Annotated in this window: 22 protein-coding genes and 1 pseudogene; 9 read left to right on the top strand and 14 right to left on the bottom strand. The window is 65.7% G+C overall.

Going from position 1 to position 26,116, the window contains the following annotated elements; translation table 11 throughout:
- A pseudogene (locus BO1_RS01655) lies at nucleotides 1-258 on the bottom strand (group II intron reverse transcriptase/maturase); the annotation flags it as partial.
- 625 nt (nucleotides 259-883) lie between these two features.
- Between BO1_RS01655 and BO1_RS49300 the strand changes: the two are divergent.
- Nucleotides 884-1,765: a hypothetical protein gene (locus BO1_RS49300; RefSeq protein ID WP_156992082.1), complete on the top strand. Its 882-nt coding sequence runs from the start codon at nucleotides 884-886 to the stop codon at nucleotides 1,763-1,765.
- 81 nt (nucleotides 1,766-1,846) lie between these two features.
- On the opposite strand, the gene fahA is transcribed toward BO1_RS49300, so the two are convergent.
- A complete protein-coding gene (gene fahA / locus BO1_RS01665; RefSeq protein WP_028216055.1) occupies nucleotides 1,847-3,166 on the bottom strand; it encodes a fumarylacetoacetase in 1,320 nt (439 codons plus the stop codon).
- Nucleotides 3,163-4,479, bottom strand: a complete 1,317-nt coding sequence (hmgA, locus tag BO1_RS01670) for a homogentisate 1,2-dioxygenase (protein WP_043283587.1) — start codon at nucleotides 4,477-4,479, stop codon at nucleotides 3,163-3,165. The genes fahA and hmgA overlap by 4 nt, the downstream gene beginning before the upstream one ends.
- Nucleotides 4,480-4,912: 433 nt before the next feature.
- Here hmgA and BO1_RS01675 point away from each other — a divergent pair, with 433 nt between their 5' ends.
- A complete protein-coding gene (locus BO1_RS01675; protein ID WP_028216057.1) occupies nucleotides 4,913-5,740 on the top strand; it encodes an EAL domain-containing protein in 828 nt (275 codons plus the stop codon).
- 91 nt (nucleotides 5,741-5,831) lie between these two features.
- Here BO1_RS01675 and murB read toward each other — a convergent pair whose 3' ends face one another.
- Nucleotides 5,832-6,887, bottom strand: coding sequence for a UDP-N-acetylmuramate dehydrogenase (gene murB, locus BO1_RS01680; RefSeq protein WP_043283589.1), 1,056 nt, complete (start codon nucleotides 6,885-6,887; stop codon nucleotides 5,832-5,834).
- A gap of 340 nt (nucleotides 6,888-7,227) precedes the next feature.
- On the opposite strand from murB, the gene BO1_RS01685 reads away from it, so the two are divergent.
- Complete coding sequence (locus tag BO1_RS01685; protein WP_028216059.1) at nucleotides 7,228-7,713, top strand: YajQ family cyclic di-GMP-binding protein; 486 nt, start codon at nucleotides 7,228-7,230, stop codon at nucleotides 7,711-7,713.
- Nucleotides 7,714-7,800: 87 nt separating this feature from the next.
- Here the strand turns inward: BO1_RS01685 and BO1_RS01690 are convergent, their stop codons facing one another.
- Complete coding sequence (locus BO1_RS01690; RefSeq protein WP_084687722.1) at nucleotides 7,801-8,313, bottom strand: SRPBCC family protein; 513 nt, start codon at nucleotides 8,311-8,313, stop codon at nucleotides 7,801-7,803.
- A 389-nt stretch (nucleotides 8,314-8,702) separates the two neighbouring features.
- Between BO1_RS01690 and BO1_RS01695 the strand changes: the two genes are divergently transcribed.
- Nucleotides 8,703-9,893, top strand: a complete 1,191-nt coding sequence (locus BO1_RS01695) for a glycosyltransferase family 4 protein (protein ID WP_028216061.1) — start codon at nucleotides 8,703-8,705, stop codon at nucleotides 9,891-9,893.
- Between the two features lie 48 nt (nucleotides 9,894-9,941).
- Here the strand turns inward: BO1_RS01695 and BO1_RS01700 are convergent, their stop codons facing one another.
- The 7 genes from BO1_RS01700 to queG form a co-directional block, all read right to left on the bottom strand.
- Nucleotides 9,942-10,943, bottom strand: coding sequence for a GNAT family N-acetyltransferase (locus BO1_RS01700; RefSeq protein ID WP_245643682.1), 1,002 nt, complete (start codon nucleotides 10,941-10,943; stop codon nucleotides 9,942-9,944).
- A 443-nt stretch (nucleotides 10,944-11,386) separates the two neighbouring features.
- Nucleotides 11,387-13,186 carry a methyl-accepting chemotaxis protein gene (locus BO1_RS01705; RefSeq protein ID WP_028216063.1) on the bottom strand — a complete coding sequence of 600 codons (1,800 nt, stop codon included), beginning with the start codon at nucleotides 13,184-13,186 and terminating at the stop codon, nucleotides 11,387-11,389.
- 360 nt (nucleotides 13,187-13,546) lie between these two features.
- Complete coding sequence (gene plsY / locus BO1_RS01710) at nucleotides 13,547-14,170, bottom strand: glycerol-3-phosphate 1-O-acyltransferase PlsY (protein WP_028216064.1); 624 nt, start codon at nucleotides 14,168-14,170, stop codon at nucleotides 13,547-13,549.
- A gap of 267 nt (nucleotides 14,171-14,437) precedes the next feature.
- Complete coding sequence (locus BO1_RS01715; protein ID WP_028216065.1) at nucleotides 14,438-14,929, bottom strand: aminoacyl-tRNA deacylase; 492 nt, start codon at nucleotides 14,927-14,929, stop codon at nucleotides 14,438-14,440.
- Between the two features lie 10 nt (nucleotides 14,930-14,939).
- On the bottom strand, nucleotides 14,940-15,890 hold the full coding sequence (gene xerD, locus BO1_RS01720) for a site-specific tyrosine recombinase XerD (protein WP_028216066.1): 951 nt from the start codon (nucleotides 15,888-15,890) through the stop codon (nucleotides 14,940-14,942).
- A gap of 183 nt (nucleotides 15,891-16,073) precedes the next feature.
- Nucleotides 16,074-16,547, bottom strand: coding sequence for a methylated-DNA--[protein]-cysteine S-methyltransferase (locus BO1_RS01725; protein WP_028216067.1), 474 nt, complete (start codon nucleotides 16,545-16,547; stop codon nucleotides 16,074-16,076).
- Between the two features lie 45 nt (nucleotides 16,548-16,592).
- Nucleotides 16,593-17,828, bottom strand: a complete 1,236-nt coding sequence (gene queG, locus BO1_RS01730; protein WP_028216068.1) for a tRNA epoxyqueuosine(34) reductase QueG — start codon at nucleotides 17,826-17,828, stop codon at nucleotides 16,593-16,595.
- Between the two features lie 203 nt (nucleotides 17,829-18,031).
- On the opposite strand from queG, the gene tsaE reads away from it, so the two are divergent.
- The 3 genes from tsaE (at nucleotide 18,032) to BO1_RS01745 (ending at nucleotide 22,053) form a co-directional block, all read left to right on the top strand.
- A complete protein-coding gene (gene tsaE, locus BO1_RS01735; RefSeq protein ID WP_043283593.1) occupies nucleotides 18,032-18,637 on the top strand; it encodes a tRNA (adenosine(37)-N6)-threonylcarbamoyltransferase complex ATPase subunit type 1 TsaE in 606 nt (201 codons plus the stop codon).
- On the top strand, nucleotides 18,619-20,202 hold the full coding sequence (locus BO1_RS01740) for an N-acetylmuramoyl-L-alanine amidase (protein ID WP_028216069.1): 1,584 nt from the start codon (nucleotides 18,619-18,621) through the stop codon (nucleotides 20,200-20,202). Before tsaE ends, BO1_RS01740 begins: the two co-directional genes overlap by 19 nt.
- Before the next feature lie 291 nt (nucleotides 20,203-20,493).
- On the top strand, nucleotides 20,494-22,053 hold the full coding sequence (locus BO1_RS01745; protein ID WP_028216070.1) for a hypothetical protein: 1,560 nt from the start codon (nucleotides 20,494-20,496) through the stop codon (nucleotides 22,051-22,053).
- Nucleotides 22,054-22,147: 94 nt separating this feature from the next.
- Here the strand turns inward: BO1_RS01745 and BO1_RS01750 are convergent, their stop codons facing one another.
- Nucleotides 22,148-23,062, bottom strand: a complete 915-nt coding sequence (locus BO1_RS01750; protein WP_028216071.1) for an EamA family transporter — start codon at nucleotides 23,060-23,062, stop codon at nucleotides 22,148-22,150.
- Between the two features lie 242 nt (nucleotides 23,063-23,304).
- Between BO1_RS01750 and BO1_RS01755 the strand changes: the two genes are divergently transcribed.
- Nucleotides 23,305-24,189, top strand: coding sequence for a pirin family protein (locus tag BO1_RS01755; protein ID WP_028216072.1), 885 nt, complete (start codon nucleotides 23,305-23,307; stop codon nucleotides 24,187-24,189).
- 56 nt (nucleotides 24,190-24,245) lie between these two features.
- Nucleotides 24,246-25,094: a thioredoxin gene (gene trxA, locus BO1_RS01760; RefSeq protein ID WP_028216073.1), complete on the top strand. Its 849-nt coding sequence runs from the start codon at nucleotides 24,246-24,248 to the stop codon at nucleotides 25,092-25,094.
- Nucleotides 25,095-25,214: 120 nt separating this feature from the next.
- Here trxA and tcdA read toward each other — a convergent pair whose 3' ends face one another.
- Nucleotides 25,215-26,096 (bottom strand): tRNA cyclic N6-threonylcarbamoyladenosine(37) synthase TcdA, encoded by an 882-nt coding sequence (gene tcdA, locus BO1_RS01765; RefSeq protein WP_028216074.1) that lies wholly within the window; start codon nucleotides 26,094-26,096, stop codon nucleotides 25,215-25,217.
- Nucleotides 26,097-26,116: the final 20 nt, after the last annotated feature.

Consider the following 26,116-nt stretch of genomic DNA (forward strand, 5'->3'; position numbering starts at 1 on the left):
ACCTCCGTCCGGCTTGGGTATCTCGACCCGTCTCACAGGTTGGGGCTTGTACGTGCCGTTCAGCAGCGTTTCCCTTATCGACGGCCAATGCTCACGCAGGTACGCCGGTAAGGCCTGAACCGTCATGCCGTCCACGCCCGGTGCACCCTTGTTCGCTTTCACACGCTTCAACGCCTGCTTCAGGTTCTCCCTTTCGCAGACTTCTTCCATCAGTCGGCCACAAGCCGACGGGCTTTCAGGCTCGGGGTTCGCCGCCATAGGTTCAGCCCCTCGATCAGCAGCCACCGGGGCTTCACCCCTTCCTCCGCTATCAAGGACGCGGTGCGTTTTCTGCTGCGCTCCCATGCCGAGTTCTCCGGCTTACTCGCCGCTCCTTTCCGTTCAGGCCTTCCGACGTTGCCGCCGTACTATGCCGTCTGCTGACTCCTGCACGGCGATCAACGCCCCTTGCGGGCTGTTCAGTCCTGATTCCAGGACACCGGGCAGGCCTCCCGAGGTAAGCCCAACCGCCTTCACCACACGCCTGCCAGATTTACCACCCCAGCCCTTGATGGTTGTGGACTTCGCGATCACTTGCTCGCTCGTCCGACTGGGTAGGCCTCGTATCTGGTTTCTGTTCGTCAGGTCGTGGCTTTGCTACACGCTTCCTTCAGACCCCGCCTCACGACGGCGCCCTTGCGTTTCGCTAGTTCTTCGCCCCATCAGGCTGGACAGGGGACTTTCACCCCCAAGCTGTTGCGCATGCTCGGCGCACAAATAAAAGGGCGCCACCGAAGTGGCGCCCCTGCAGCAGGAAGCCGGGGGTCCGCTTACCCGAAGGCAGCTGCCGACACTGATCCCGACTTATCGCCAGCCATCTTACGGAAAACAGGACACACGGTCAATGGAGCTCTCCGATGACACCTTGGCCGCCATCACCCTTCTGCTATCCGGAGAGCGACTCGGCACATTCCTGGCGCTCGCGGGCGCTCCCCGGCAGGCTATAGCGCTTCATCAGCAAACACTGCAGGTCGCGGGAACCCTGATGTGCGTGACAGCCGTCGTGGAGATCGCTCTGCGCAACGCCATCTGCGACCATCTCACAAGTCACTTCGGCACCACCAACTGGCTGCGTGATCCACCTGCGCCATTCGGCTGGCGCGACCAGGAAAAAACGCGGATTGGCGAAGCGATTGCCAGCGCGCAACGTGCCGCATATACAAAGATGGATACCGCACAAAAGGGGGCTATCGATGACAGGCTGTTCCGCAATGGCGTGCCATCGGGGCTGACGCATGAACGGCACGCGAAGATTCGGCAGCAGTCTCTTGCGGTCCCAAACGGTCAAGTGATCGCCCAGTTGACGCTGTATTTCTGGAAGCGACTCTTCTCGGCCGAATATGAATCGTCGCTCTGGCGACCCGTGCTCAAGCGTGTTTTTCCCGACAAGGCACTGCGACGAGCGGACGTCGCAGTCCAACTCGAGCGGATCTACCAGACACGCAACCGGATTGCCCATCATGAGCCTGTGTATGGTCATCGCCTGCACGATACGCTCGAGGCAATTGACTTCATCATCACGCGACTCGGACAACACGCACCGTGCCACACGACACCGCTCGCACAGTTGCTGGTCGACGAATGGCGAACACTTTCCGCACAGGCTGCAGGGCTGCGAGCAAGCCTCGATGCCATGTCGCCGGCCGCGTTGCTCCTGGCAGCCGGACATGAAACGCGTGCCGTAACGGCCGTCGCCAATCCGCAACAGGCGGTCGCCAGCCTGTAAAAACGACAACGGCCGATGCGCCTCTCAGCGTAACGGCCGTCGTGCGTATGGCGACGGACAACTGTCGCCATATCGGCTCGACTACTTCAGCGCCGGCAAAATCGTGCCGACACACGTGCCGAAGCCCACGCGATAGCCCTCACCCTGGCACCAGCCCGCGAGCGTGAGTTCGTCGCCGTCTTCGATGAAACCGCGCGTGCCGCCGCTCTTGAGTTCGAGCGGGTTCTTCGCGTTCCACGTGAGCTCGAGCAGGCTGCCGAACGAATCGGGCGTCGGGCCCGAGATCGTGCCCGAGCCCATCAGATCGCCCACGCGCGTATTGCAGCCGGCCACCGTGTGATGCGCGAGCTGCTGCGCCATCGTCCAGTACATGTGGCGGAAATTCGTGCGCGCGATCGTGGTGGCCTCGCTCGCGCCTGCGGGACGCAGCAGCACTTCGAGCCCGATATCGAACGCGTGATTTCCCGCGTGGCGCAGATACTCGAGCGGCTGCGGCTCCTGCGCCGGCTGCGCGACACGGAACGGCTCAAGCGCATCGAGCGTCACGATCCACGGCGAGATCGTGGTGGCGAAGGTCTTCGCATTGAACGGTCCGAGCGGCACGTATTCCCACTGCTGGATGTCGCGCGCGCTCCAGTCGTTGAGCAGCACCATGCCGAAGATATGCTCCTCGGCCTGCTCGCACGCGATGGGCTCGCCGAGCGCATTGCCACGCCCGACGATAAAGCCCGTCTCCAGCTCGATGTCGAGCTTGCGGCACGCGCCGAACACGGGGCGCTCCTGATCGGGCAGCTTCAACTGGCCGTTGGGACGGCGCACCGGCGTGCCGCTCACCACCACCGACGAAGCGCGGCCGTTATAGCCGATCGGCATCTCGGACCAGTTCGGCAGCAGCGCATTCTTCGGATCGCGAAACATCGAGCCCACATTCGTCGCGTGCTCCTTCGACGAATAGAAGTCCGTATAGCCGGGAATCTCCACGGGCAGATGCAGCTTCGCGTCGGCGAGCTTCACGAACGTGCGCTGGCGCAGCCCGGCGTCGTCGCGCAACGTTGCCGTTTCGCGGGCGAGCAGCGACGCAAGCTGCACGCGCACGCTGCGCCACACATCGCGGCCCAGCGCGATGAAATCGTTCAGCGCGGGGCGCGCAAAGACGTTCTGCGCAGCGGCGGATCCGGCGGGCAGGCGCAGCAATCCGGCCTCGTGCAGCACCGCCAGATCGACGACCGAATCGCCGATCGCCACGCCCACGCGCGCATTCGCGTTGCTTGCCGTGCTGAACACGCCGAACGGCAGGTTCTGGATCGGGAAATCGCAGGCTGCGTCGTTTGCGCTGTCGATCCAGCTCTTGCGCTGCGGATCGAGCGTCGCCTGCAGATCGGCGGGGATGGGGTTGCTCATGGCTTCTCCGGATTGAAGTGTTTCTTGAGGCCTTGCCAGCACTCGTAGTAATGCGCCTGCAGCTGCGCCGTTTCGAGCGCGAAGCGCGTCGGACGGATCAGCGTGCGGGTCTCGAACATGAACGCCATCGTGTCGGCCACCTTGTGCGGCTTCGACGTATCGGCGCTCGAAGCCTTCTCGAAGGTCTCGGCGTCGGGGCCATGGCCCGACATGCAGTTGTGCAGGCTCGCGCCGCCCGGCACGAAGCCTTCGGCCTTGGCGTCGTAGACGCCGTGCACGAGGCCCATGAACTCGCTCGCGACGTTGCGGTGGTACCAGGGCGGACGGAAGGTGTTCTCAGCCGCGAGCCAGCGCGGCGGGAAGATCACAAAGTCGATCGAGTCGACGCCCGGAGTGTCGGTAGGCGCGTGCAGCACGAGGAAGATCGACGGGTCCGGGTGGTCATAGCTGATCGAGCCGATGGTGTTGTAGCGGCGCAGGTCGTACTTGTACGGCGCGTAGTTGCCGTGCCACGCGACCACGTCGAGCGGCGAATGGCCGATGTCGGCGCGCCAGAGCTCGCCGTTCAATTTCGCGACGAGTTCGAACTGCCCTTCGCGGTCCTCGTAGGCCGCGCGCGGCGTGAGGAAGTCGCGCGGATTCGCGAGGCCGTTCGAGCCGATCACGCCCAGGTCGGGCAGCCGCAGCAGCGCGCCGAAGTTCTCGCAGATATAGCCGCGCGCCTCGCCATCGGGCAGGTCGACCTGGAAACGCACGCCGCGCGGGATCACGGCGATCTCGAACGGCTCGAGCTCGAGCTTGCCCATCTCGGTCGCGATCGCAAGGCGTCCTTGCTGCGGAACGATCAGGAGCTCGCCGTCGGTGTTGTAGAAGAAGCGGTCGACCATCGGGCGGTTCGCCGCGTACAGGTGAATCGCGCAGCCGCTCATCGAGGCCGCCGAGCCGTTGCCCGCCATCGTCACCCAGCCGTCGATGAAGTCGGTCGGTTCGGTGGGCATCGGCAGCGGATCCCAGCGCAGCTGGTTGGGCGGCGTGGGCGGCACGTCGCCGAAATCGGCGACGAGGCGCGGCGCACTGCCTTTGGCGCCATCGACGCTCGCGCGCGCGGTGAGCGGCGTGAACGGCTGGTGCACTGCGCCCGGACGGATGCGATAGAACCACGTGCGGCGGTTGTGCGAGCGCGGCGCCGTGAAGGCCGTGCCCGAAAGCTGCTCGGCATAAAGGCCGTAGGCACAGCGCTGCGGCGAGTTCTGGCCGTCGGGCAAGGCGCCGGGCAGCGCCTCGGTGGCGAATTCGTTGCCGAAGCCGCTCATATAGCCGTCGGCCACCGCGCTCGCGGCGCTTTTTCCTGCTGCCGCCTCGGTTGCGTCCCGCAAGGGTGCGTTCATCACTGTCTCTCCACGTTCCGCCGCGCCGCAGTCGCCTGGGTGGGCGACCTCGGGGCAGCACGAATGATCCGGTTCTACGGGCAAGACGCGTCGGCTTCCTCCGACAGAACCCGTCGCGCGATTTACGAATAGTAAAACGGATTATGATTAGTGAAATTCCACGTAAACCCTAATAGCCGCCCTCGCACGCCGGAAATCTGCTCCCGCATGGATATCGTTATCACTAATCGGTGCATGCTGGAGCGCCCCGGGCTGCTACCATCAAGCCATGCGGCCCCGTAGCCGCAACCACTGAAGCGCCGCGGGCCGCTTGCCCGCGTTGATCTCGTTACGCCTGTCGCCACCTCACTTTCGCGTCATGATTGCTCCGACCATTCCCGAGCTCGTCGCCCGCGCCGCCGACCACCCGTTTCTCGGCGAGCATCTGACGCTGGGCACCGGCACGCACCGCGCCGAAGCCGTCGCGCGCCGCCACGGCGTGGAGCTCCTGAGCGCCTACGAGCCGATCTACGACATCAGCGTGCACGGCGGCGCGCAGTCGCTCACGGCGGATCTCGCGCTGGCCTCGCGCTTCGGCGACGAACTCGGCTACCAGGCGGTGACGCTGCGCGAGCAGGACGGCAAGGCCGAGCCCTTCGACCCGTTCGACGATACGCTCGACGACCCCGAGCTCGTCGCGCTCGACCGCTGCGTGCGCGTGCTGCACACGATCAACTTTCTCGGCTCGCAGCAGCATGGGCTGCTCTTTCTGCGCGTGCACGAGCGGCTGCTCAAGAGCGTGAAATACGACCACGGGCGGCACTTCTCTAACGTGCTGGTGTCGTTCGGCCTGAACCCGGGGCGTGTGGTGATCGAATTGCCGGCGGCGGCAGTCGCACATCGGACCTTCGTCGGCTATCTGACGAAGAGCTACCAGCGCTATGGATTCAAGGTGGCGGGCAATCTGCCCAACGCGGGGCAGATTCTTTCGGTGTCCGACATGGCGCGGCTCGACTTCGTGAAGATGGATGCGAGCGCGGCCCTGCGCGATTCGATGGTGAAGCCGCTCGTGAGCTATGCGGCGCGGCTGCGCATGCCGCTGATCTTCAATCGCGTGGTGGACGCCGCACAGTTCGAGCAGCTGCAGCAATACGACGTGCGCTTCGTGCAAGGGCCCGTGTTCGCCACGCAGCACAGCGCGGCGTAATGAAGCCCCAAGCGGGTGCCCAGAAGCAAGAAAGCCGCGCGTGCGCCGGAATCGGCTACGTGCGCGGCTGCAAGTGCGGTGGCAGGCGGGGCTACAGGCTGATGGGTTCCTGCTCGAGCTCCACGCCGAAACGCACGAGCACGTCACGGCGGATCGCCTGGGCCAGTTCGAGGATATCGTTGCCGGTGGCGCCCCCGCGGTTCACGAGCACGAGCGCCTGCCGCTCGTGCACGGCCGCCGCGCGCAGCGCGCGCCCTTTCCAGCCGCACTGATCGATCATCCAGCCCGCGGCGAGCTTCACGCGGCCGTCGGCCTGGCGGTACGAAATGATGTGCGGCTCGCGCGCGATGAGCACGTCGAACTGCGGCGCGTCAATCACCGGATTCTTGAAAAAGCTGCCCGCGTTGCCGAGCTCGAGCGGATCGGGCAGCTTCGCGCGACGCACCGCCACCACGGCGTCGAACACGTCGCGCGCGCATTGCGCCTCGGGCAACCCGCGTTGCGCGAGTTCGCGCGCGAGGTCGGCGTAACCGGCGTTCGGGTGCCATACCTTAGGCAGCCGGAAGGTCACCGAGGTAATCACAAAACGGTCGCGCCCTTCGCGCTTGAAAAAGCTGTCGCGATAGCCAAAGCGGCATTCGGCCGCGTCGAACTCGCGTGCCGCACCGGACTGAAGCTCGATCGCGCGCACGCTCGCGCAGCGCTCGGCCATTTCCAGCCCATAGGCGCCGATATTCTGAATGGGCGCCGCGCCCACCGTGCCCGGGATCAGCGCGAGGTTCTCGAGGCCCGGCATGCCCGCTTCGAGCGTCCACGCCACGAAATCGTGCCAGTTCTCGCCGGCGCCGGCTTCGACGTACCAGGCGTCGTCGTCCTCGCGCGTCACACGCTTGCCCGCCAGCGCGACAAGCAGCACGAGGCCGTCGAAGTCGCGCGTGAGCACGACGTTGCTGCCGCCGCCCAGCACGAGCGTGCGCAGGCCCTCGGCACGCGGATCCCGCACGGCGGCAAGCAGATCCGCCTCGCTCTCGATACGGCATGCGAGGTGTGCGCGCACATCGAAGCCGAAGGTGTTATGAGCGCGCAGCGGATAGCCGGCGGCGAACCACACCGGGGACGGATCGACGGACGTGGCGGAAACGGGCATCGAGGGTGGATGTGACACGAAAAAGCCGAAGACGGAAAAACGGGCGCAGAAACGAAAAGCGCACACGGGAAAACGCGGTGCCGTGGCAAGCACGCGTCATCGAGTGCAAGAAGCTACGCGAACCGATGAATAGACCTGTGACCGGGCGCAGGCACACTGGTTGCGGGGCCGCCAGCGCGCAGCCTTGGGCAAACACGACGGCGCCGGTAAAATAGCGTCGGTCCGTGATTATAGCGAGTACTGGGCATATCGCCGTAAAGGCAGCCGGAAAGCACGGCTGCGGCACGCTAGCGCACGATTCGTGCAGCCCGCGCGCCACTCGCACTTTTGGGAGAAAGCAATGCCATCGTTTGACGTCGTCAGCGAAGCCAACATGATCGAAGTGAAGAACGCCGTCGAGCAATCCAACAAGGAGATCTCCACGCGCTTCGACTTCAAGGGCTCGGATTCGCGCGTCGAGCAAAAGGAACGCGAACTGACCGCGTTCGCCGACGACGATTTCAAGCTCGGCCAGGTGAAGGACGTGCTGGTCTCGAAAATGGCCAAGCGCAATGTGGACGTGCGCTTCCTCGACTACGGCAAGATCGAGAAGATCGGCGGCGACAAGGTCAAGCAGGTCATCACGGTAAAGAAGGGCGTCTCGGGAGACCTCGCCAAGAAGATCGTCAAGCTCGTGAAGGAAAGCAAGATCAAGGTTCAGGCGAGCATCCAGGGCGACGCCGTGCGCGTCACGGGCGCCAAGCGCGACGATCTGCAGAGCGTGATCGCCTTGCTGCGCAAGGACGTGACCGATACCCCGCTCGACTTCAATAACTTCCGCGACTGATTCGTGGCCTCGGTCCCGGCTTGTCCCGGGATCGCTCACAAAGAGGCGGCGCCCGCCGCCTCTTCGATGCCGCCCTGCCCTGCTGCGCTAGTCGTCCGCCGCGACGAGCGGCATCAGCGCCTCGCCCGTCTCCAGCAGCGTCTTGAGATTCGACAGGATGCGCGGCCAGCCGCCCGACACCGCCTCGATGAACTTCGAGCCCGGGCGCCCCATGCAGTGCGTGACCGTGAGCTTCACGGCGTACTCCACCGGCTCGATCTGAAGCGTGCACAGGGAATCGCCCTCGGCGCTCAACTCCGGGCGGAACATGTTGCGCCAGCGGATCACGAGACGATGCGGCGCATCCGACTCGACGATCTCGCCCGAATCGGCCACGCGGCCGTCTGCGAAACGTAGCGACCATGGCGAGCCCGTTTGCCAGTCGCATTCATGATGCATCCCGAACCAGTAGCGCTCAGTGAACGCGCGGCTCGTGAGCGCCGTCCAGAGCGCCTCGGGCGTGGTGCGGATGAACGTGACATAGACGAACGTCGATTCGCCGCTCTCGCCTGCGCGCTCCGCGTGGGCTGTGGCATGTCTTACGCGGTCCTCACTGCTCATGGCTGCCTCCTTCTCCTTCGACGGCGTGCTTGCGCTCGAAGCCGACGTCGTCTTTATGGGCCCGATTACACAACCTTGCAGTTGCATGTCAAGGCGAAAAACGGGACGGCGGATCGGATCCGCGCAGCCGGATGGGTCCGCCAACGCAAACGAGCCCCGCCAATTCAGACAAGTGCTCGTTGATCGCGGACATTGCACTGCGAGATTTCGCGCGGGCTTCGCTCAGGGATTACGATGCCTGAAAGGGTGAAACCGCTGCTTGCCTGGCTGACAGCGCGAGCGGCGTGGCACTGCGAGGGCCATTCTGAAGGTTAGACGATCACCGGGCAGACACACCGTCACGCCCCGTCGCGGCGCTCCACCCACTCTATCGTGAGCGGCCATTGTCCATGCGCATTCTCTTCGTTATCGGCCACCTGGGTGACTATCACGTCCCCCGCTATGAGGCCCTCGTCAGCGCCGGCGCCGGCCAAGGGCACGAAGTGGCGCTGCTCGAGGTTTTCCCGCGTTCCGGCGTCTATGGTTTCCCACAGGAGCGCCGCGCCGCGTTCTTCGCCGGCCGGCCGCAGCTGGCGCAAACGCTGGTCGAAGACGGCGACGACAGAGACGGCCTCGGCGCGCGCGCCATTGCACGCCTGATTGCGATCGTGCGCAAGTTCATGCCGGACGTGATCATCACGCTCGGCTACAACACCAGCTATTCGTCGGTCCTGTGCCTGCTCAGGCTCGTCACGCGGCGCTTCAGGCTCATCTACATGTCCGACTCGAAGGCCGACGACGGCGTGCGGATCCGCACCAAGGAACGACTGAAGCAACTCGTCGTGAGCCGCTTCGACGGTGCGCTTGTCGCGGGCGAGAAGCATCGCCGCTACGCGCACTCGCTCGGCATTCCCATGGAGCGTTCGCGCATCGGCTTCGACGTGATCGACGTCGAACGTTTTTCCCGTCTCGCGCAGGCGGCGCGCGACGACGCCGACGCCGTGCGCACCCGCTTCGGGCTACCCCGGCGCTATCTGCTTTGCGTGAGCCGCTTCGTCGCGCGCAAGAACGTCGATGTGCTGATCGACGCCTACCGTGACGCGGGCGTCTGCAGCCAGGATATCGGGCTCGTGCTGGTCGGCCAGGGCCCCCTCGAGACGCAACTGCGCGAGCGCATCGCCGCGCACGGGCTCGCACCGCATGTGACGATTCTCACCTCGCTCGCCAATCAGGACATGGCGAACGTGTACGCGCTTGCTGATTTTGTCGTGCTCGCGAGCGAATTCGATCAATGGGGGCTGTGCGTGAACGAAGCCTTCGCGGCCCGCTGCCCGGCGATTGTCACGCGTACCTGCGGCGTAGCCGACGAAGTGGTCGTCGACGGCGTGAACGGCTTCGTCGTGGAACCCCATGACGTGCCGGCGCTGGCGCGACGCATTGGCGAACTCGGCAGCGACCGCGTGCTGCGCGAGCGCTTCGCGGCCGACGCGCAGACCGCGATCCGGCGCTGGACGCCCCTGCTCTTCGCGTCGAGCGCGCTGGCGCTCGCCGAGGTCACCACGCGCGACGCGCGAAGCCACGCGCGGCAAGAGCTCGTCTGACCGGTTCGCGCCATGCGGCGCGCGTGCCGTCCACCGTCCTTCGAACGCTCACAGATTGGGCGCGAAAACCTTCCCTGGCGCGAGCCGGCGCTTGAGCGTGCGTGTCAGCAGGTAGGCCGTGCCGAGCCGCTCGACACCCAGGCGCTGCGTGAGCGTCGCGCCGAAGGCGCTGAGGAAGTTGAAGGTCGACGGGCTCGAAAAGCCATCGAAATCGAAGATCAGCCTTCGCTCGAGCGCGCTGCGCACGCCCGTCCAGAGCAGCAGGCTGATCGAGCCGCAGTGCGCGTCCTGCGCCCGCGACGACAGCAGGTAGTACATCGCCTGATGGTCCCACACGAGCCCTATCGCGGCGACGAGCCTCGGGCCCGGCCCGTACGCGCCGAGCAGGGTCCCCGCCTTGCGCTCGACAAAGGCGTCGACGAGCTCGCGCATGACCGTCGCGCCGTACGCGTTGCTGCGTGAGCGCGCGGCAAGATTGGTGTCGTAGAAGGCCAGGAACTCGGCGGGCGACAGCTCCGGCGCGATCGTCAGCTCGCGCTCGGCACTGCGGATCACGTTGCGCGTCTTGCTGTCGAGACGCGCCCACGCTTCGTCGAGCGTGCAGTGCGCGGCGATCCGCAACGTGTAGCGCGCCGACACCGTGAAGCCGCGCAGCGCAAAGGCGATCGCATCGTCGACGCGCGGATCGAGCAGCTGGAAGAAGCTGTCGCATTCGGGCAACTGGTCGATGAGCCGCGACGTGACATCGAGCCGATGGTGCATCTGGCGGGAAGCGCTGCCGGTCACCGGCTTGATCACGGGCCCGAGCGTGCGGGTGAGCGGCGGCAAATGGGAAACGCGCCATAGATGCGTGCGCGCGACGGCGTACGGCATCTCGCCGATGATCTCGCGGTTCTGCTTGACCACCGCAAGCGCCCAGCTCCCCTGGGTGGCAATATCGAGCCACCAAGGTTCGTGAAAGATCGAATGCGCCGCGCGGATCGACCGCGGCGATGCCGCGGCAGCCGGTGGCTCGATGGCGGGCATCGCCAGGTCGCTTACGGTCGTCATCGGTCTCCATCCTGTTCTGACGGCACGCGCCCCGGGTTCACACCCGCGCGCCCTGCCGCACGCTCCCGTTCTTCGCGGAGCCTCGCTTTGGACAGGTCAATGTCGCCAAGACGATCCTTGCCGCTGTTCAGCGTCTCCGATCCCCAGTCTCTGCACATGCCGGCACAAGGGTGGCGGTCCCCGCGTGGCCATTCGCGCCGAGCGGGCGCCTCGTCGCGCGGAAATGGCCCGGTGGCCGTGTTCGCGTAGCGCAAATGACGCAAGGGTTCCAGTCTACGAGCAACAACCCGCCCTTTTACGCCAGGATCTAGCCATGTTTGCAATCTCCGCGCCTCACGGCACATTTTCGTCGGACCATGCCGGTGGCCCGCGACGAAGCAAAGCAATGCGGCGCCGCAGCGCCGCCCAGTTCCTGCCGCCGTCTCGCGGACTACCGCGAAGACTCAATCGAGCTTGAACTGCCCCACTGCCTGCGCGAGGTTCGCGGCCTGGCCGCGCAGCGCCGCGGCCGCCGCGGTCGACTCCTCGACGAGCGCCGCGTTCTGCTGGACCATCTCGTCAAGCTGGCTCACCGCGCGGTTCACCTCCTGGATGCCGCGCGTCTGCTCGCCCGCCGCATTCGTCACCTCGGAAATGATGGTGGTCACGTTCGACACGTTCGCCACGATCTCGTCCATCGTCTCGCCGGCGCGGCGCACCAGCTGCGAGCCCGAGCTCACGCTCGCCACCGTCGACTCGATCAGCGCCTTGATCTCGCGGGCCGCCTGGGCGCTGCGCTGCGCGAGGCTGCGCACCTCGCCCGCCACCACCGCGAAGCCGCGGCCCTGCTCGCCCGCGCGCGCCGCTTCCACGGCCGCGTTCAGCGCGAGAATGTTGGTCTGAAACGCGATGCCGTCGATCACGCCGATGATGTCGGCGATCTTCACGGAGGCGTTCTCGATCGCGCCCATCGTGTCGACCACATCCGAGATCACCGCGCCGCCACGCGAGGCCACCGCCGAAGCCGACGACGCCGTCACGTCCGCCTGCTGCGCCGCGTTCGCGGACTGCGCGACCGTCGCCGTGATCTGCTCCATCGAGGCCGCCGTTTCTTCGAGGCTCGCCGCCGCCGACTCGGTGCGGCCCGAGAGGTCGAGGTTGCCCGCCGCGATTTCGTCGCTTGCGGTGCGCACCGATTCGCTCGCGTCGCGGATATGGCGCATCACGTCGCGCAGCTTGTCCATGAACACGTTGAACGCGCGCGCGATCTGCGCGACTTCGTCGTTGCCCACCGCGGGCAGGCGCTGCGTGAGATCGCCCTCGCCCTTGCCGATGGCGTCCATCGCGTCGCGCACGCGCGAGAGGCGCTGGAACGACACCGTCGCCACCGCCCCCACCACCAGGGCCGCGATCACCGCGATCACCACCAGCGCGCCGAGCGAGGCCGTGAGCAGCGAGCGCATGCCCGCCGTGGCGTCGGCGCGATCGAGCGCGACCACCACGCGCCAGTCGGTGCCCGCGATCGGCTGCGCGCGCATCAGCTTGGTGTCGCCGCCCACGTCGACCTTGATCGGCGCGCTCGACGAAAAGAGCGCCGCCAGCTTGTCGCCGGCCAGCTCGGGCGCGATGTCCGTCACGGGCTTGAGCGTGAGCTTCGGGTCGTTGTGCGCGACGATCTGGCCCGCGCCGTCGATCAGCATCCCGAAGCTCGCGGGCGTCGGATGGATCGCGCGCACGTTGGCGATCACGCTGTCCATCACGACGTCGCCGGACACGACGGCTTTCAGCGCGCCGTCGCGGATCACGGGCTCGGCGAACGACACCACGAGCTTGCCGGTGGCCACATCCAGATAAGGCGGCGTCACCACGGCCTTGCCCGCCGAGACGGCCTGCTGATACCAGGGGCGGCCGGTCGGATCGTAGTCGGCGGGAATGCCGGCGGAGTCGCCGAACTTCGCGGTCTTGTCGGGGTAGCCCACGTAGACGTCGGTGAAGCCGCCCGCTGCGGCAATCTGCTTGAGCATGGGCACCGGATCGGGCTGGAGCACCGCGTCCTGCAGCGAATCGATCATCCGCGCGTGGCTCGCGACCCATTCATCGATACCCTGGGCGTGGCCGTCCTCGACGGCCGTGAGCGTGGCGTCGATCGAATCCTGGTTGTGCGAGTCGGCAACGAAATAGTCGAGCGCGGTGTTGGCCGCCAGCGCCACGACGACGATTACGACGCATAGCGCGACGATGCGCGCACGAATTGTGGTGAACATAGTTGGGGAAGCGCCGTAGGGAAATGAGTGAATCGAATGCGGTACGTCTAGGGATAAGGGATAACCCACGCGTTTACGGCGTTCGCCGCGAAGGACTTGAATCGGATTTATCGGGGCACGAACGGATCGATCCGCGCTCGGCTGGCAAGGCGGGAGCCGAACGATGCGTGGCGAGTCAGAGAAAGCGAAGGCAGCGGCGGCTCAGATGGCGGACCGCTGGAGGCAGCCACGAATGTGGCGGAAGGTTGTCGCAGAGAAATACAAAAGCGGCTCGCACAGAGGGCGAGCCGCAATCTGCCGAAGCGGGTCGAAACCGAAAAACGCGGGACGAAGAAAGACGACCTGAGAACGAAGCGGCCCTTACTTGCTGGCCGCAGCCGCCTTCTTCTTGTCGCCGATACGGCTCTCGGTGCCGTTCATGAGCTTCGAGATATTGGCGCGATGGCGCCAGAACAGCAGCACGCTCATCGCGAGAATCGCGAGCGCCATCACGTGCGTGCCGAACAGGAAGACATCGAAGAGCGGTGCGAACACGGCGGCCGCAAGCGCCGCCAACGAGGAATAGCGCGTGAAGAACGCGACGATCAGCCAGGTGAGCAACGTCGCGCCCCCGAGCACCGGATTCACGGCGAGCAGCACGCCCGCGGCGGTCGCCACGCCCTTGCCGCCCTGGAAGCGGAAGAACACCGGGTAGAGATGGCCGAGGAACACCGCAATGGCGGACAAGGCGACGGCCGTCTCGCCAAGGCCAAAGCGCGGCCCGAAGTGCGCTGTCAGCCAGACCGCGAGCCAGCCCTTGAAGGCGTCGCCGATCAGCGTGAGGATGGCGGCCTTCTTGTTGCCGCTGCGCAGCACGTTGGTCGCGCCCGGGTTGCCGGAGCCGTAGGAGCGCGGGTCGTCGAGGCCCATGACGGTGCTCACGACCACGGCGAACGAAATCGAGCCGATCAGATAGGCAGCAACGGCGACAAACAGGTTGTACATGCACGAAACCCGAAGGAAGAGAAACGAGGCGCGGCGGCCCTAAGGTGATGCTGTGGGATGCGGGGATGCGCGCGCGAAGGCGCTCATTCTACCGAAGCGCGGGCGGCCCTTGCCGCCATCCCAGGGTAATCCGGGAAATCGGGGAGCGTACCCGCCGCATTGGGACGCTGACCTGGCCACCAAACCGGGCACCGCCCCGGGCATTAGTCCACGCCGGATATCACTCCACGCCGGGCGTCGCCCCGCCGGGCGTCGTCACGTCTGGCGTCAGTCGACGCTCGCGCACTGCACCGGCTTTGCGCCCAGCAGCGTCGTGAGCACTGCGGGCGCGAGGCTAACGAGATAGCCGCGTCTGCCCCCGTTGAGCCAGACCTGGTCGAGTTCGAGGATGGTCGATTCGACGTAGACGGGCATCGCCTTCTTCGTGCCGAACGGCGACGTGCCGCCCACCAGATAACCCGAGTGACGGTTCGCGACTTCGGGCTTGCAGGGCTCGACGCGCTTGACGCCAATCTGCCGTGCAAGGTTCTTGGTCGAGACCTTGCAATCGCCGTGCATGAGGACGATCAGCGGCTTGGCGTGCTCGTCCTCCATCACGAGCGTCTTCACGACGCGATGCTCGTCCACGCCGAGCTGGCGCGCGGATTCGCCCGTGCCGCCGTGCTCGACGTACTCGTAGGGATGCTCGCCGAACGCGACGCCCGCGCGGCGCAGCATCTGCGTGGCGGGCGTTTCGGAGACGTGTTTCGATTTGCTCATGGCGGGCATTCTACCCGCGCGGATGATGCATCTCGTGCAAGAGCCGCAGGCGCTCGCGCGCGACGTGTGTATAGATCTGCGTCGTGGAGATGTCGCTATGGCCGAGCAGCAGTTGCACGACGCGCAGATCCGCGCCGTGATTGAGCAGATGCGTGGCGAACGCATGGCGCAGCGTGTGCGGCGAGAGCGGCGCGTGCACGCCCGCATTGAGCGCGTGGCGCTTGATGATGTGCCAGAACTGCTGGCGCGTCATGCCTTCGGCGCGCGCGGTGACGAACAGGGCATCGGCCGTGCGTGCGCCGAGCAGCGCGGGCCGCGCCTCGCGCAGATAGCGGGCGATCCAGGCCGCCGCCTCTTCGCCGAACGGAATCAGGCGCTCCTTCGAACCCTTGCCGAGCACGCGCACGACACCTTCGTTCAGGCCCACCTCGACCGTCTTGAGCGTGACGAGTTCGGTCACGCGCAAGCCGCTCGCGTACATCAGCTCGAGCATCGTGCGGTCGCGCAGGCCGAGCGGCGTGGCCACGTCGGGCGCGTTCAGCAGCGCCTCGACCTGCGCTTCGGTGAGCGTCGAAGGAAAGCGTGGCCCCTGCTTCGCCGAGCGCACGCGCACCGTCGGGTCCGTACTCACGCGCTGCTCGCGCAGCGCCCAGCCGTAGTAGCGCCGGAAAACCGAAAGACGCCGGTTCGCCGAGGTCGACTTGTCGTCCTTGCGGCGCGCGCTATAGGCGAGCAGATCGTCCTCGTGGACCGTGTCGAGAGCGAGCGAGCGCGCGTGCGCGAGCCACTCGGCGAACAGGCGCAGATCGCGCCGGTAGGCATCGAGCGTGTTGCGCGAGAGACCGTGCTCGAGCCACATGGCGTCGCAGAACGTGTCGATGGCGAGCAGGCTCGTGGCGAGCGCCTGCGCGGCGGCAGGCGCAAGCGCGGTTGCTTCGCCACTGTCTGGCGCACCGGGCATCACATCCATCACGTGATCTTGTTCGTCTTCGTCGATGCCGTATTCGAGGTCGTGATCGGCGTCGTTATCGGCATCCTTATCGACATGGTTGCCGGCGCCGTTATCGTTTTGATCGTCCAAGTGTTCCCTTTTGCCGCGCTCTTGCGCCGATTCCTGCGTGCCTCGCGCGTGCGCGCGTGGCACTCATCGGATGTTGACGCCTTCATGGGTGAGGAGCCAGCGCTTCACGTCGCGAAAGAAACCGTCGCCGCCGTGATGCGCGAAGCCGCCGATGCCGCTCGCCGACACCACGCGATGGCATGGAATCACGATCGGAAAAGGATTCGAGCCGCACGCCTGTCCCACCGCACGCGCGCTGATGCTGCCGATGCGCTTCGCGAGCGCGCCATAGGTGAGCACCTCACCCGCCTCGATTGCGCAGATGCCGTCCCATACGCTGCGCTGAAAAGCCGTGCCGCGCGGCGCGAGCGGCAAGTCGAACTCCGCTTGCGCGCTCGCGAAGTAATGCACGATCTGCGCGGCCGCGCGCTCGGCGAGCGCGCAATCGGGGTCGACCGAATGCGTGGATTCGGGCAGATAGACGATCTCGCGCACGGCGCCATCGGCGGTGCGAATGCCGACTTTGCCGAACGGTGCATCGATTACCGCGTTGAACATCGTAACCTCTCCTTAGCGCATGCAAATCTCCATGCCCACGCCAGTCTAAGCTGCTTCCAGCGCCCATTGCACATGCTCGCGCACGAGCGCCGACGCGTCGTGCTCGCGCGCGCGCAATGCCGCGACAATAGCCGCGCGCCCATCCTGCGCATCATGCGGCTGGCCGCCAGCGCCTGCATTCTCGCGCGTCGCGCGCAGTGCATTGCCCATCGCCACGGCGATATTGCGCGACCAGCATTCGTAGCCGATGCGCCGGATCGCGCTGCCCTGCATGCGTTCGTCGAATTGCGCGGCGCTCCAGCCGAACAGCTCGACGAGACTCGCGCGGTCGAGCCCGTGGCGCACGTCGAAGTCGGCCACCGGCGCGGCCTGCGCGAACTTGTTCCACGGGCACACGAGCTGGCAGTCGTCGCAACCATAGACACGATTGCCGATCAGCTCGCGCAATTCCAGGGGAATGCTGCCCTTCAATTCGATCGTCAGGTAGGAAATGCAGCGCCGCGCATCGACGCGGTACGGCCCGGTGATCGCCCCTGTCGGGCACGCGCCGATGCAGCGCGTGCAGCTGCCGCAATGCGCACCGGGCTGTTCGGGCGCATGCGCGGCGGGATCTTGCGTGTCTTCCGCATCGGCGGGCAGCGGCACGTCCACGTAGATTTCGCCGAGAAAGAACAGCGAGCCCGCGTCGCGCTGCAACAGCAACGTATGCTTGCCGCGCCAGCCGATGCCCGCCTTCTGCGCGAGCTCGACTTCGAGCACCGGCGCGGAATCGGTGAAGACGCGAAAACCGAAGGCGCCGATCTCGGCCTCGATGCGCTCGGCAAGCTGCTGCAGCCGCGCCCGCATCACCTTGTGATAGTCGCGGCCGCGTGCGTAGATCGACACCACGCCCGCAAACGGGTCGGCCAGACGCGCGTGCTCGCGCCTGCGCCAGTCCTCGTGCTCGCCCGCGCCTCGCGCTTCGGCCTGGGCCCCGACGTGCGCCGCGCCAGCAAGCGTCGCGGCGGGCAAATACGCCATGCGCGCGGTGATGACACGTCGCGTACCGGCCACAAGCTCTGCGGGCCGCGCGCGTTTCATCCCATGTTTGGCCATATAATCCATCTCGCCATGGCAGCCCGCCTCGAGCCACGCGGCAAGGCCCGCCTCGGCATGAGAAAGGTCGGTGTCGCTGATACCGATCGCACCGAACCCCAGCTCGCGTCCCCATGCGCGGATGCGTGTCGCGAGCGCGGCCAGCGCCGCTTCGTCCAGCGGCGCGGCCTCATTGCGCGACGCCATCGTGCCGACGCCCGGCGTAGCAACGCCCGACGCAGTCGAATGCGCGGGCACTTTCGCGGACGTCCTGACCGGCGCGCGCGCATCGACCAGATCGTGCACTTCGTGCTGATCGTGTACTTCGTGCGTTTCGTGGTGCACCGGGTTCGAAGGGGAATGCGAGGGATTCATTACGCTATTTTACGAGAATGCCCGGAACACCCGACATGCCCGGACACGACCCCGCGAGCCTGCCCGCCGCGCCGATACGGTTCGAGCGCCGCTTCGAGCTCGCGGACGAAGCCGCCACCGATGCGTTCGGCGCGCGCTTTGCGCACGCGCTCGAGGGCCTGCGCACGCAAGAATCCGGCCAGAGCGCCGGCGCTGCGCAAAAAAATCCAGTCAGCGAATCTGCCGCCTCCAGCGTTGTGCCATTCAACGGCCTGCACGTGCAGCTGTTCGGCGACCTGGGCGCGGGCAAGACTTCGCTCGTGCGCGCCTCGCTGCGCGCGCTCGGCCACGCCGGCCGCGTACGCAGCCCGACATATACGCTCGTCGAGCCTTACACGGTGAGCACGGCGAGTGGGGAACTCCAGCTCTATCACTTCGATCTCTATCGTTTCAGCGACCCGGCCGAATGGGCCGACGCCGGCTTTCGCGAATATTTCGCACAAGGAGCAGTGTGTCTCGTCGAATGGCCGCAACGCGCGGGCGGCCTGCTCGGCGTACCCGATCTCGTGTTCCAGCTCGAACCGGGACGGGACGGTGAAGGCCGCGTGCTCACCGCGTACGCATACAGCGCATCAGGAAAGGCATGTCTAGAAAGATGTTAATCAAACCGTTCCGCTCGATCGAATCCGCGGCCACCGCCACGCACAACTGGCGGCGCCGGCAGATTCTGAAGGCGGGCGCCTCCACGCTGGTGCTCGGCCTCTCGGTCACGGCACCGCGCCTCGCATGGGCGACCTCGGTGATCGGCGTGCGTGTGTGGCCCGCGCGCGACTACACGCGCGTGACCATCGAATCGGATCAGCCGCTCTCGAACACGCAGCAATTGCTGCAGGGTCCCGACCGGCTCGTCGTCGACTTGAGCGGCCTCGACCTTGACGACGCGCTCAAGAATCTCGTCTCCAAGATCACGCCGAACGATCCGCAGATCCAGGCCGTGCGCGTGGGCCAGTATCAGCCGAACGTGGTGCGCATGGTGTTCGACCTCAAGGGCGCGGTGAAGCCCCAGGTCTTCACGCTGCAGCCGGTGGGCTCGTACAAGTACCGGCTCGTGTTCGACCTCTATCCCGCGGTCGCGCCCGATCCGCTCATGGACCTGCTCGCGCAGACCGAGCGCAAGCAACAGCAACTCGACGCGCGCGCGGCGATGCACGATAGCGCGCCGCCTGCGCCGCCCTCCACGCTCGCGGGCCCCAACAACGCACCGGCGCACGACAACAGCGACGCCTTCTTCGAGCGCTATGCGCAGAACGACGCGGGCGCGGCCACACCTGGCGCGTCGGCAGCGCCCTCGGTGCCGCGCCCAACGCCGCTGGTGCCGCCCGCAACGATCCTGCCGCGTCCGAAGCCGGCGCCGAAGCCGCCTGTCATCGCCCAAAGCAACAGCGGCGACGACAGCAGTGACCAGGCCGACGACAACTACGGCTTCACCACGCCCAAGACCAGCAAGGGCGGCACCACGCGCCTGCTGACGGTGGCGATCGATCCGGGTCACGGTGGCGAGGATCCCGGCGCGATCGGCAGCGCGGGCACGTACGAGAAGCACATCGCGCTCGACATCGCGAAGAAGCTGCGCGCGAAGATCGACGCGCAGCCCAACATGCGCTCGATGATGACGCGCGACGCCGACTTCTTCGTACCGCTGAACGTGCGCGTGCAAAAGGCGCGCCGCGTGGGCGCCGACCTCTTCGTGTCGATCCACGCCGATGCATTCACCACGCCGGCCGCGCGCGGCTCGTCGGTGTTCGCGCTTTCGGAGCACGGCGCATCGAGCGCGGCCGCGCGCTGGATGGCGACCAAGGAGAACTCGTCGGACCAGATCGGCGGCATCAACGTGAAGACGGCGGACGCTTCCGTGAACCGGGCGCTGTTCGACATGTCGACCACGGCGCAGATCCGCGACTCGCTGCGCTACGGCGGCTTCGTGCTCAACGAGGTCGGCGAGATCAACAAGCTGCACAAGGGCTCGGTCGAGCAGGCGGGCTTCGCGGTGCTCAAGGCGCCCGACATTCCGTCGATCCTCGTAGAGACGGCCTTCATCAGCAACCCCGAGGAAGAGCAGAAGCTCAACGACGACGCCTATCGCGACAAGATGGCGAACGCCATCCTCAAGGGCATCAAGCGCTACTTCGCGGCGAATCCGCCGCTCGCGAAGAGCCGCATGACGTAATGATGAAAGCGGCGCGCGGTGTCAACGCGCGCCGCTTCCCACCTGGCCCCTTCCTCATTCACGCCGTCAATCGCCGATGCCTTCTGGCGCACCGGCAAATCCCCGCATCACCACTGCTTTCAAACGACTTTCCGCATAAGTGCACTGCCGATCGCACCCCGTGATGCGACGTTACCCAGCGCACATAGTGGCCGGTGGTCTGCTGCTAGATTGGCCGTGCCGAACGGGTGCCTCGGGTCGCGCGCGGAATCGGGCTGAATTTTGCAGGTTTGGTCGATGAGGGGGTTCACGATGAAACTCAATCAATACAGATATCTGCTGCTGCTTCTGGCGCTCATCACCTTTGTTGGTATGGCGCGCTATGTGATGCCGTTTCCAGCCGACTTTGAAGATAGCTACATCATGGACCGCTACGCCCAGAATGGCGTCGATGGTTTTCTCTATGAGTGGAACCAGCATTCGGCGCCGGTGCAGGGCACCACGGGTCTGGCATGGGTCACCCTCATTACCGCGGTCGCGCGCCTGACGAAAGGCAACGTTGTCTCCGTCAACTCTTATTCCGGCCTGATTTTTGCCATTCTGACGCTGGTGACGGTCTATGCAGCCGCTGTCCGCAGTTTGAAGCCCGGTAACCGGTGGGTTGCAGTTTGTGCCCTGATTCCCATTATCAGCTGCCCCTTCTTTCTGAGAGCTTCAGGCAACGGGCTCGAGACATCGATTACGGTTTTCTTCGTCGCGCTTTCCGTTTATTTCTTGCACTATTGCCGCGGCTCACTGAAAGAATCGTTGCTGCTGGGATTGTTCTCAGGATTTACTTTTCTGGTTAGACCGGATCTACCGCTCTTCCCTGTTTCGCTCTACCTCTCGCAACTCGTGTTGCTGGACGCCAACAGAACGGAGCGTGCAAAAAGCGGTCTTGCACTGCTTGGCGGCGTCCTTGCCGCCAGTCTCATCTCACTCTTGCTCGCCAAGGTCTCGACCGGCACCGCCTTGCCCCTCTCGGCCAGTCTGAAACTCGCGCTGAGCGATCTGCTGCTGGGGCGCCTGCCCGCGCAAGCCTACATCCATCTCTTCGGCGATCAGCTGAAATTTTTCGGCGATTTGCTCCCACTGGTCTTCCTCGCCATCTTCTCCATTACGCTGACCGGCTTGCGCAGCTCCAGAAAGTATCTGCCGATCTATGTCGCGTGCGCGGTCTATTTTGCGTATCTGTTCACCGTCCTGCCGATCATGGACATCGGCTTCCGATTCAAATTGCCATTGCAGATCGGCATGGCGTTCGCTGTGATTCACTTCTTCGATGCCACCGAACAATCCGGCCTGCTCGAGGGTCGACGCCACCTCCTGATCATCATGGTCACGATCCTGGTGGCACTCGGCAATAGCGCCAATCTCTTTTCGGAAAAGAAGGACGTCGTGTTTCTGCGAGCCGACCACACCGATTTCCAGCAGATGGGCGAAGCGCTCGGAAAAATCGACGGCATCATCATTGCCTCTCCGGAGGCGGGCAAACTCGCCGCCGCTTCGGGGAAGAAATTCCTGGATACGGTCGGACTGAACGACGTCTTTATTGCTCAACACAAAAAGAGCCCGGACTATCCCGCGCTGCTCTTGAACTATCTGAAAACCGATTTCGGCATGCCCGATGTCTACATCCGAAAGACGCAGACACCGGACCCGCGCTATACATTCCTCGAGATCCTTCCGGACTTCAATAAACTCTACGCATGCAACAATGCGGATAATGCCGAGCGTACCGGCAAGGTGGTTTGCCTGTACAGGTTCGGAAGTCATTTGAAAGAAATAGCGTCGAGCCTCGCGCCGTTCGACGTCCAGATCGAATTGCCATGAGCTTCTGAAAGAGCCCTTCTTCGATACGCCGCGTGCCTGCAAAAAGGTACGCGGCGTTTTCACATCCGCAGCGGGCAATCGTGTGCCGCCCCGCTCAGGAGCGCACCGAGCCTGTCGACGCGAGCCGCGCCCTCGCCCAGCCGCCAAACACGTTCACGGCCAACCCCGCCATCACGAGCGCGGCGCCGCCGATCTGCGCGGCGGAGAGGCGCTCGCCGAGCAGCAGCGCGGCCGCGGCAAGCCCGACGATCGGCACGAGCAGCGAGAACGGCGCGACCTGGCTGGCCGGATACTTCGAGAGCAGCCGGCTCCAGAGGCTGTAGCCGAGCAAGGTGGCCACGAACGCGAGATAGACGATCGCGCCGATCGAATCGACGCCGATGCCCGCCAACGCCGCCTCGATGCGCTGCGGTCCCTCCATGAAGTACGAGAGCACGAGGAACGGCAGCGGCGGAATCAGGCTCGCCCACACCACGAGCCCGACGAGATCCACCTGGCCCACCTTCTTCGTGACGATGTTGCCGAGCGCCCACATGCAGGCCGCGCACAAGGTGAGCACGAAGCCGGCGGCGGTCATCGTCTGGGCCCCCGCACCCGCGGCCGCGGACGACTGCAGCCCGATCACCGCGAGCCCGGCCGCCGCGACCAGCAGGCCGATCACGTTCTGCGCGCGAAAGCGCTCGCCGAGGAAGACCGCCGCGAACACGAGCGTGAAGAAGGCCTGCGCCTGCAGCACGACCGAGGCGAGCCCGGCGGGCATGCCCACATACATGGCGGTGAAGAGGAATACGAACTGCCCGAACGAGATCGTCGCGCCGTAAGCGAGCAGCCAGCGCAGCGGCAATTTCGGGCGCTTCACGAACAACACCGCTGGAAACGCCGCCAGCAGAAAGCGCAGCGCGCCGAGCAGAAGCGGCGGCACGCCGTGCAGTCCCACCTTGATCACCACGAAATTCACGCCCCACGCCAGCACGACCACGAGCGCAAGCAGCAAGTCCTTCGGCGACATCTCCAGCTCCGTTGATTGTTCTGTCGAATACACGAGTTTACCGGCGAGCGCGCGCTCGCGCTTGCAACGCCGCCACCGCGCCGCGCCCTCTTTCAGCGCCTGCTTCGCTGGCGGCGCGCGGGCGAGGCCGGCGTTAGAATGAGCGCCTGCTCGCGCGCACGCAGCGCGCGCTCGCGCCAAGCGCCGTCATGCGTGCCGGCGCGCGCATAGCGTGTACCGTCCGACTCATCAAGGAAGCATCCATGTCCTCATCGATCAAAGCGGTCCTCAAGCCTCATCAGCGCGACATCGGCAATCTCTATGTGCGCCGCGTGCTGCCCGCGATGGCCGCGCGCCTCGTCGGCCCGTTCATCTTCTTCGACCACATGGGGCCGGCCACGCTCGAACCGGGCTCAGGCGTCGACGTGCGGCCGCATCCGCATATTGGACTCGCCACCGTCACGTATCTCTTCGACGGCGCGCTCATGCATCGCGACAGCATCGGCTCGGCCCAGGAGATCGTCCCCGGCGACGTCAACTGGATGACGGCGGGACGCGGCATCGTCCACTCCGAGCGCACGCCCGACGCAGCACGCAAGACCGGCCTCACCATGCATGGCATCCAGACCTGGGTCGCGCTGCCGCTCGAGCACGAAGACACCGAGCCGTCGTTCTTCCATCATCCGGCCGCCACGCTGCCGGCTATCGAGCGCAACGGCGTCTCGATGCGCGTGATCGCGGGCACGGCGTTCGGCGCGACCTCGCCTGTCGCGACCTTCTCGGGCACGCTCTACGTGGCCGCCGAGTTCGCGCCCGGCAGCGCCATCGCGCTCGACGCGGAGCATGAGGAGCGCGGCGTCTATCTCGTCGAGGGCGATCTCAGCATCGACGGCACGCCGCTCGAGCAATACACCATGGCCGTGCTGACGCCCAACGAAACCGTCACGCTCGCGAGCACGAACGGGGCGCGTGTGATGCTGCTCGGAGGCGAGAAGCTCGAGGGCGAGCGCTTCATCGAATGGAACTTCGTCGCCAGCTCGCGCGAGAAGATCGAAGCCGCCAAGGCCGCCTGGACGCGCCAGGAAATGGGGCACGTCCCCGGCGAAACCGAATGGATTCCGCTGCCCGAGAAGAAGCCGCAGCATTGAAGCGCGCCGATTCGCCCTCATCTTCATGTGTAACGGATTTTCCCAACGAGGACGTAATGGATACCACCCTGGCCACTTTTGAAAAGGACGTGATCGAGGCGTCGGCGCTCGCGCCGGTGCTCGTCGACTTCTGGGCGCCGTGGTGCGGCCCGTGCAAGTCGCTCGGGCCGATGCTCGAAAAGCTCGAAGCCGAGTACGCGGGTAAATGGAAGCTCGTGAAGGTCAATGTCGACGAGAACCAGGAGCTCGCCGCGCACTTCCAGGTGCGCAGCATTCCGCACGTGGTGGCCTTCGTCGACCAGCGGCCGGTGGACCAGTTCATCGGCGTGCTGTCCGAAGGTCAGCTGCGCGAGTTTCTCGACCGCCTGATTCCCGACTCCGCACAAGCCGCGCGCGAGGCCGCCCAGGAAGCGCTCGCCGAAGGCCGCCGCGACGACGCCTATGAGGCGCTGCAAGCCGCGCTCGCCTACGACCCCGGCTTCGACGAGGCGCGCATGGATCTGATCGAGCTGCTGCTCGCCGACAACCGCGCCGACGATGCGCACAAGGAAGTCGAGCTGCTCTCGCCGAAGACCACCCAGGGCATCGACCCGCGCTTTAACGCGCTCAAGACCCGCCTCGACGCGCTCGACGCTGCCGCCGACCTGCCCCCCACCGACGCGCTCGAAGCCCAGGTGAGCGCGCACCCCGAAGATCTCGAAGCGCGTTTCGATCTCGCGAGCGCGCTGATCGCGCGGCGCAAGTACGCGGCTGCGCTCGAGCACCTGCTCGAGATCGTCAAGCGCGACCGCACGTTCCGCGACGACATCGGCCGCAAGACCATGCTCTCGGTGTTCGATCTCGCGGCGCATCAGCCGCAACTCGTGAGTGAATGGCGGCGCAAGCTGAGCGCCACGCTGAACTGAGTACGACGCGCCTGGTGCTCAAACAAAAACGCACGGTCATGACCGTGCGTTTTTTTCACCCGCGTTCTTTTGCATGCGCGCGGCCGCAGCCGGCTCGCGCACAACTGACTATGGGCACCTTCAACCCGCCGCGCTCCGATGCGCAAGCGCGCGCAGCACATACGCCGCGGCGGCAAAGCCAAAGCTCGCCGTCACGCACACGCTCGAGCCGAAACCCGCGCAATTCAAGCCCACCGGCCCGTGGTGACCGGGCGAGGTGCTCACGTGCTCGGCCTCGCTGTCGATATCGCAAACGGCGACCTCCGGGTAAATGAGCGGCTCGTCGGAATACACGGCGCTCACCTTGAAACGCGCCTTGGGGCCGCGCGGGAAGCCGTGGTGCTTGCGCAATTGCCCGCGCACCTTCGAAAGCAGCGGGTCCTGAATGGTGAGCGCGAGATCGTCGATGCGAATGCGCGTGGGGTCGAGCTGGCCGCCCGCGCCGCCCACGGTGATGAGCGGCACGCGATGCTCGACGCACCAGGCGATCAGCGCGGTCTTGGTGCGCACGCTGTCGATGGCGTCCACCACGTAGTCGAAGCCGCCGCCGAGCAACGCATCGAAATTCGACGGCTCGACGAAATCCTCGACGAGCCGCACGTCGCAGGCCGGATCGATGAGCTTGATGCGCTCGGCCATCGCCTCGACCTTCGGCTTGCCGTAGTTGCCGTCGAGCGCGTGGATCTGGCGGTTGGTATTGCTCTCCGCGACGTTGTCGAGGTCGATGAGCGTGAGCGTGCCGATCGCGCTGCGCGCGAGCGCCTCCGCGACCCACGAGCCCACCCCGCCAATGCCGATCACGGCGACATGCGCCCGCGCGAAAGCCTCGAGCGCGGGTGCGCCATAAAGCCGCGCCACGCCGCCAAAGCGGCGCGCCCGGTCGGCAACATCGGCCGCGGCGGGCGCGGTAAGATCGGCGAGGCCGGTGGAACCGGCAGCAGTGGAAAGCGGTGTACTGGACATGACGATAGCGGATCGAAAGC

This window comes from Paraburkholderia oxyphila NBRC 105797 (genome assembly GCF_000685075.1).
Taxonomy (GTDB): domain Bacteria; phylum Pseudomonadota; class Gammaproteobacteria; order Burkholderiales; family Burkholderiaceae; genus Paraburkholderia; species Paraburkholderia oxyphila.

Excerpts from the sequence above, each read along its gene's own strand:
- BO1_RS49300 (WP_156992082.1), top strand. The coding sequence starts at position 884 with ATGGAGCTCTCCGATGACACCTTGGCCGCCATCACCCTTCTGCTATCC.
- fahA (WP_028216055.1), bottom strand. The coding sequence starts at position 3,166 with ATGAGCAACCCCATCCCCGCCGATCTGCAGGCGACGCTCGATCCGCAG.
- hmgA (WP_043283587.1), bottom strand. The coding sequence starts at position 4,479 with ATGAGCGGCTTCGGCAACGAATTCGCCACCGAGGCGCTGCCCGGCGCC.
- BO1_RS01675 (WP_028216057.1), top strand. The coding sequence starts at position 4,913 with ATGATTGCTCCGACCATTCCCGAGCTCGTCGCCCGCGCCGCCGACCAC.
- murB (WP_043283589.1), bottom strand. The coding sequence starts at position 6,887 with ATGCCCGTTTCCGCCACGTCCGTCGATCCGTCCCCGGTGTGGTTCGCC.
- BO1_RS01685 (WP_028216059.1), top strand. The coding sequence starts at position 7,228 with ATGCCATCGTTTGACGTCGTCAGCGAAGCCAACATGATCGAAGTGAAG.
- BO1_RS01690 (WP_084687722.1), bottom strand. The coding sequence starts at position 8,313 with ATGAGCAGTGAGGACCGCGTAAGACATGCCACAGCCCACGCGGAGCGC.
- BO1_RS01695 (WP_028216061.1), top strand. The coding sequence starts at position 8,703 with ATGCGCATTCTCTTCGTTATCGGCCACCTGGGTGACTATCACGTCCCC.
- BO1_RS01700 (WP_245643682.1), bottom strand. The coding sequence starts at position 10,943 with ATGACGACCGTAAGCGACCTGGCGATGCCCGCCATCGAGCCACCGGCT.
- BO1_RS01705 (WP_028216063.1), bottom strand. The coding sequence starts at position 13,186 with ATGTTCACCACAATTCGTGCGCGCATCGTCGCGCTATGCGTCGTAATC.
- plsY (WP_028216064.1), bottom strand. The coding sequence starts at position 14,170 with ATGTACAACCTGTTTGTCGCCGTTGCTGCCTATCTGATCGGCTCGATT.
- BO1_RS01715 (WP_028216065.1), bottom strand. The coding sequence starts at position 14,929 with ATGAGCAAATCGAAACACGTCTCCGAAACGCCCGCCACGCAGATGCTG.
- xerD (WP_028216066.1), bottom strand. The coding sequence starts at position 15,890 with ATGCCCGGTGCGCCAGACAGTGGCGAAGCAACCGCGCTTGCGCCTGCC.
- BO1_RS01725 (WP_028216067.1), bottom strand. The coding sequence starts at position 16,547 with ATGTTCAACGCGGTAATCGATGCACCGTTCGGCAAAGTCGGCATTCGC.
- queG (WP_028216068.1), bottom strand. The coding sequence starts at position 17,828 with ATGGCGTCGCGCAATGAGGCCGCGCCGCTGGACGAAGCGGCGCTGGCC.
- tsaE (WP_043283593.1), top strand. The coding sequence starts at position 18,032 with ATGCCCGGACACGACCCCGCGAGCCTGCCCGCCGCGCCGATACGGTTC.
- BO1_RS01740 (WP_028216069.1), top strand. The coding sequence starts at position 18,619 with ATGTCTAGAAAGATGTTAATCAAACCGTTCCGCTCGATCGAATCCGCG.
- BO1_RS01745 (WP_028216070.1), top strand. The coding sequence starts at position 20,494 with ATGAAACTCAATCAATACAGATATCTGCTGCTGCTTCTGGCGCTCATC.
- BO1_RS01750 (WP_028216071.1), bottom strand. The coding sequence starts at position 23,062 with ATGTCGCCGAAGGACTTGCTGCTTGCGCTCGTGGTCGTGCTGGCGTGG.
- BO1_RS01755 (WP_028216072.1), top strand. The coding sequence starts at position 23,305 with ATGTCCTCATCGATCAAAGCGGTCCTCAAGCCTCATCAGCGCGACATC.
- trxA (WP_028216073.1), top strand. The coding sequence starts at position 24,246 with ATGGATACCACCCTGGCCACTTTTGAAAAGGACGTGATCGAGGCGTCG.
- tcdA (WP_028216074.1), bottom strand. The coding sequence starts at position 26,096 with ATGTCCAGTACACCGCTTTCCACTGCTGCCGGTTCCACCGGCCTCGCC.